Here is a 5919-nt window from a genome sequence, read left to right on the forward strand (position 1 = left end):
ATGTGGGATAAAGGTAGCGCCAAAAATTAACTATTGACGCCATAGTCTCTTGTTAGGCTAATTTATATTGCGCACCCACTTATTCTTGTCTTCTTGTGAACGTGCAATCTTTTGGGAACTAGAAAGTTCATGAACAGCTTTAGTAAATTCAGCCTCTGACAAACCAAGCTTGTTTTGAAGATCCAGATCTAGAGCGGTTGGATACTTTAAAGCTGCATAGATTTTAGCTGAAGGCGAACTCGTCATTGCTTTAGTGATTACAGTTTGCTGATAATTCCGATGAGTGCCCTTTTGATTATCTGTCCATTGAGCTCTTGCATGCTTACCTTCACCTTTAGGTAGATCCTTCCGAGCAATTAATTGCCCTTCAAACTTAAAGTCCGCGGATATTTTTACAATAAGAAGCTTATTAAAGTTTCCGGCTCGTTTCACCTTAACTTCATCTTTCCTCTTTTCGGGGGAAATTGTTTTAATTTCGATAAAATCGTTGCCTAACTTTCCATCTGAACCTTTTGTACATGGCTTATGCCGTCTGATCCCATGCTCAATTTCAGCATAAAGCTCACCTAGCTCTCCCCAGATCTGTAGATAGCGATTTGTATGCAAATAAAATGATTTAGCACTTTCAACCAACGTCATAAAAATTGCTACAAGTTCAGGGTTAGCTTCAAAAGCCTCACTATCAAGAGTGTTGCCCAAGGGCTCCCACTCTTCGGAAGAAAAGCCTAGTTCTTCCAAGGTAGTTTCATATGGATTGTATCCGCAAGCTGCCGCGTCAGCTATTTGCTCTGCACTATAACCTTGAGCATGCATATCATATAGATGTTCCCAATCACTCATTCTTAATCCTTATTTGATACAGTTCCGTGAAATTGCCTAACGCCCTGTTAAGGTGAAATAACAAACAAACCATAACCTTTAATATCAAACACTTAATAAGAAATTAAACTTCAAAATAGAATACATGTAGCACATATGTAGCTTTATAATTCTGTATTCTTACAACCAAAATCAAGCTCTTTCTAACACATGTCTGGGCATTCCTGAGTTACCCCTTTACCTAAATTAGCACTTCATGGATTACCAATGGTATTACAAAATATCTATTCTAGTGACCAAATTAACTATGCCACTATACTGGTGCAGATCAAAACGAGACTTGTGATTACAGGAGACATAGGGGGCTATATCTCCTGTTCAAACATTTATTTTCTTCGTTTTTTCAGGTTAGTAAAGTACTCATCAAGGTCTGCTACGTCTTTTTCCAATTCATCAATATCTGGAAATGCACCAGCAACTTCCTCTGCCATATCATGTCCGTGCATATATGTACTGCACTTGCTCATAGCAGTATTAATGGTTTCAACATCTAGATCAGTAATATCAGTTAGGTATCTGCAACTCTGGGTTTTTACTTCCCTATTGAAACGCTCAACAACACCACGAATCAACCATTCTTCGACAAGCCTTTCCCAAGTTTCTCGCATTTTCCCATAGATAAAGCCAGCTTGATGCTGATAGTCTTCTATGGATTCGTTGGCTGCTTTTCTAGCTCTGACTAACCTATCTTTGAGAAAACCTATTCTGCTTTGTGTTTTTAAAGCGTCCCAAGGTGGAGCATCGAGAGGAATGCCCGTAACACTCTTATTCCTAGTAACAGCTCTAATAGTTACATCGTCAGCAGTCTCTTGAATCATTTTCATGAAAGGTAAGTCATGAGTAAATACGATTACTTGTCTTGATTTTGCTTCCTCAACGATTCTTGTTGCGAATCTCAGCCTCCATATGTGATCAAGAGAATTTACAGGATCATCAAAGATGATTGCAGACTTTCTGCTATCGGTAGCTAACTCCGCGAAGAAGCTCGCTAAAGATATACACTTTTGCTCTCCTTCACTTGCAATATCGATAATGTTTGTATTGTTCCCTGAAAGCTGAATACTGAAGTTTTGGTTCCCTTTAGCACCTTTCGTGAGAGCATTAATTTTGAAGTGGTTAAAACCTAATTTTTCTAGCTCACTATTGAAAAACTCTTGCATCCGTCCTATCGAACCAGAGCTACATATCTCGTTATTTAACCTGGTGATAGCAGTTGTAGAAGTGGAGCGCTTAACCTTATCATAGGCGTCTCTTTGCTTAGCTTTCGCAATTTCAGCTTTAATTTGCTCTTTGACCGCTAAGATTTTCTCTTTGTCTTCAATCTCAAAGATTCTCTGCTGTTTAACCTTAATTGCAGCAGCTTTTGCTTCGTCATTCAGTACTGCTTTCTCTGCTTCCTCCAATTTAGTTATGTTGGAGTTTAACCGTGTAAGCGCTACTGAATTTATTTCCTCTTGTTTAAATACAGGGATGTCTTGTAACAAGCTATCAGATCTAGTTTTAAGTGTTAGAATCAGCGTATCAAACTGCGTACCTAACTCTGCATCCTTCTCTTTAATTTCATTGAGAATAGCGTCATATGGAATAGTAGAAAAACTTAAATCCTTAATTTTCTTAAGTTCTGTATTCCAATTTTTCAATGCAACATCTGCTTCTTTTTGCAACTCACTGCGAAGGTAAGTATCGAAAGAAGCTAACCGAGATGCAGTTGTATTATCAATTTCCTGTAGGCATGTTGGGCAGTGGTCACCTTCCTGTAAAGGAAATGTCTTCTTTTGTTCTGTATTTTCAATGAATAGTTTGGCCGCGTTCCACATCGTAAGCCATTGTTCGGAACCTATATTCGATACTGGTAGTTGAGAAAATGTTACAGTACTTAACTCAGCCGTAGCTAACTTGGTTTGTTCTTTTTTGCTGTATACAGCCTTATAGTGTTCCACCGACTTTAGATTTAGTGTATCAACTAGATTTTGTAAGAACTTTTGAAACGGCACAGCCCGAAGTCTTCTTTTTTGATATCGGTCTTTAAGTGTTTGAGGAGAATTATTAGTCAGTTCAATAACTTCTTTTCTCAATTCTTGTAATTCAGACAGTTCTTTTTGAGTAGCACACAATAAATCTACGTTCTCAGGTTTTAACTGTGAGCTTATGACTAATTTGCTTAGTGTTGTGCCTATATTCATTTGTGGAAGAACATCGATAGGTAGATAAGAGGTCTCTTCCTTTTTCGCCTTATCAGCGATGAAGCTACTCACTTTGAGCAACTCATCTAATAGCTTCAAAGCCGCTGGTTTGAAGTCCAAAGTATCAGTTTTAGACAGATAGTGAATTGATGATTGTGAGTCAAATACTCGAATAGATTTAAGACGAGGGTCTGGCTCCAATTGATTGTTCCATGTCACCAGTTCTGGTTTACCATTTGACTCTATTTGAATTTCTGCCGATGGTATTCCAATTTTGGCAGCGAAGACGTTATGTTTTAGAGCAGGAGCTTCCCCCCTTGTTAAGCAGGCATTCTTCAATATCTTGGCATAACTCGACTTCCCAGCTCCGTTGTTACCATAAATGACAGTTAACCCTTTCGGTGAAAACTCGATTTTTTTCTCCTCAGCAAGTGTTGATATGTTTAAAGCATTACCAACAGAAATAAGTTTGTTTTCTTCAGCTTCTGCATGATATCCAGTTGCTTTAGCTTGCTGAGTTAATATTTCGTAATCTGGACTTTTGTCTTCTAAACCAAACTCCATCTTTGCAAGTATGTAAGCAGTTTCGAGTTCTTGATGTGATAGCTCGCCTAAAACCAATGCTTGGTTTAGAGTGTACCTCCACCAATCAGGCTTTCCTTTACTGTTTATTAGGTCACAAATTTTTGTTGCAATTGGCATAGATACTTCCCTCGCTGATGTGAATATCCATGATATTGCATATTATTTATAAAAAACTGATTATAGCTCAAATAAATAAATCCAACTGAGAACGCCTTCGACACATATTGAACAATCAATAAATCCGATTTTTCACATCAAAGGCATGGTGAATACCTAAGATTAGATTTTATATAGGAGCTTGTGTTTGACTCCTCATAATCAAGTATTAGCTCTGACAAGTTTCGGGGCAGATCTGAGCTAGCTGGCACTTTTTGAGAAAAGTGCCACGAGTAAAACTTCAGGTCTATGAAGCCTCTGGACATAAACGTGCCAGTGACCTTCCTAATTTATCAGAACATCAATAGCTCAAGTATGGTGTTCTTCTTAGTTTTCTAACCAAATTCATCTTTCCACTGCAATTTCGAATTCACTGAAACTGCGATAAATCATAAATTGCTCATAAAACATGCAAAATACACTTGAGTTAATATGCAATAATGCCAGTATATCTGTGTGATAAATCGTCTCACAACTTACATTTACCCAAAAGGAGTAAACAGATGGGCAAGTATGTAATTAAGAAATCTACAAAGGACACCAATCAACCATACTACTTTGTACTTAAAGCTGACAACGGGCAGGTGATCGCGACCAGTGAAATGTATGCTTCAAAGCAAGGGGTTATAAATGGTATCGACTCTGTAAAAAATAACGCAAACTCAACAACTGTTGACGAGTCTTAAACTAAATCCAGTTTCTGGCTGATAGTTATCAACAAGGTCACCTATCAAGGTGGCTTTTTAGGCTCAGCCCTAAAACCTACCTAAGCAATAGTTATTCCACTTAATAACGCTCACCAACAACATTTCTAACAATTTCTTGGACAATCCTTTTTGCGGATTTCACTTCATACTTTTGATACCTCGAATAACATTCCGTACAAATATCTTCAAACTCATCCGTTCGACAGGTGAAACACTTGAGGCAGATTTGCTTATCTCGCAATGTATTCAAATCACTCAATGTTTTAATCTCAGCTCTACGTCCAAACGTTCGACCACTACGGGAACATTCCGGGCATTTAGGTAAAGAATGCTCATCTAGCCAAGCTCGTTTACAATGGTGGCAATAATGCCCACCTTGCCCATAATACTGTTCAATAATGTCGTTACCGTCTTCATCCTTCCTAAACAACCAGCAATTCAACTCGTTAATAAATTGGTGAAGTTGCGACTTTACTTTCGTTTCTTCTAACCTTCTTCTTGGGTGGTTAACCCATGACCTCTCCCCACTATTTAGAACATAATCTAGAACAACATCAATAAATGTCATCCCCTCTTCGAGTTTGAGTTCTCGATAAACCTCTAACAATTCGGTAAGGTCTATTTCAAGGATGGCGTCATCAGAATCGTTCACTGCAGAATCAAGGGGGAGCCGCCCGTCATAAGAAAAATGCAAGCCTATAGCATGCTTACCACAGTAACCAACGATATCGAACTCCCCACCGATATAACTCTTTTCAATCTCGATATTACATAGCGTTAGGGTTTTAGCATTGGCGTAATAGCAGGTACTCGTATGGTTTTCACCAACAATATCTCGCTGTGAAATGTGTGATAGTCCATCTGGCAATAGAATATCAATGGTTTCCATTTGTTGTAATCGCTGCTTGATTAATAGTCGAGCCGCCACAAAAAATGAATATTCACAGTCTTTACGCTTCTCCCCATCTTTTTTGGATTTCGGATCATGCGAGAAGTAGTGAATTTTCTTTTCTGGATCACCCTTGTTAGCTCTCAGAGGTTGCTTGCAACTAGGACAAATACACTCACAAGCTCGCCCTCTTTCAACCTCACTCACATCGAAAAATTTATCATCTTTCATACCAAACGGAATTAACATCTACACTCCAAAAGGCAACTGACTGCATATTAATTTTTTCATTTCATAGCAAAGATATCCGTGACAATGATCGGAATACTTTCAGCTAATGAATAACTTGCGATGAGCTTCCTCAAATTTCAGTCTTTCAGTGGGTTTTGATTTATAGATGTTCTGAAAGTTACCCCACTTACTCCACCTAATCATGGTTCAAGTGGAGTAAGTGGGGTAGAAAAAGCAACTTACAGAAATGAAGTGTGGGGAATGACGGTAGGAAAACAGTATTGATTTG

4 protein-coding genes are annotated in these 5919 nt (G+C 38.4%); 1 reads left to right on the plus strand and 3 read right to left on the minus strand.

The window, feature by feature from the left end; translation table 11 throughout:
• Positions 1-57: 57 nt before the first annotated feature.
• Together ACED48_RS20135 and ACED48_RS20140 are read right to left on the minus strand one after the other, a co-directional pair.
• A complete protein-coding gene (locus tag ACED48_RS20135) occupies positions 58-840 on the minus strand; it encodes a hypothetical protein (protein WP_017057581.1) in 783 nt (260 codons plus the stop codon).
• 365 nt (positions 841-1205) lie between these two features.
• On the minus strand, positions 1206-3764 hold the full coding sequence (locus ACED48_RS20140; protein ID WP_017057582.1) for an AAA family ATPase: 2559 nt from the start codon (positions 3762-3764) through the stop codon (positions 1206-1208).
• A 542-nt stretch (positions 3765-4306) separates the two neighbouring features.
• Between ACED48_RS20140 and ACED48_RS20145 the strand changes: the two genes are divergently transcribed.
• The gene (locus ACED48_RS20145) at positions 4307-4489 is read left to right on the plus strand and encodes a YegP family protein (RefSeq protein ID WP_017057583.1); all 183 of its coding nucleotides are present in this window, start codon (positions 4307-4309) and stop codon (positions 4487-4489) included.
• A gap of 100 nt (positions 4490-4589) precedes the next feature.
• Here the strand turns inward: ACED48_RS20145 and ACED48_RS20150 are convergent, their stop codons facing one another.
• Positions 4590-5648 (minus strand): hypothetical protein, encoded by a 1059-nt coding sequence (locus ACED48_RS20150; RefSeq protein WP_017057584.1) that lies wholly within the window; start codon positions 5646-5648, stop codon positions 4590-4592.
• Positions 5649-5919 lie beyond the last annotated feature (271 nt).

Origin of the sequence: Vibrio sp. 5S239 (assembly GCF_041439575.1) — a bacterium.
GTDB lineage: Bacteria > Pseudomonadota > Gammaproteobacteria > Enterobacterales > Vibrionaceae > Vibrio > Vibrio kanaloae.

Bases quoted from the DNA above. Each gene is read 5' to 3' on its own strand.
- ACED48_RS20135 (WP_017057581.1), bottom strand. From the start codon at position 840: ATGAGTGATTGGGAACATCTATATGATATGCATGCTCAAGGTTATAGT.
- ACED48_RS20140 (WP_017057582.1), bottom strand. From the start codon at position 3,764: ATGCCAATTGCAACAAAAATTTGTGACCTAATAAACAGTAAAGGAAAG.
- ACED48_RS20145 (WP_017057583.1), top strand. From the start codon at position 4,307: ATGGGCAAGTATGTAATTAAGAAATCTACAAAGGACACCAATCAACCA.
- ACED48_RS20150 (WP_017057584.1), bottom strand. From the start codon at position 5,648: ATGTTAATTCCGTTTGGTATGAAAGATGATAAATTTTTCGATGTGAGT.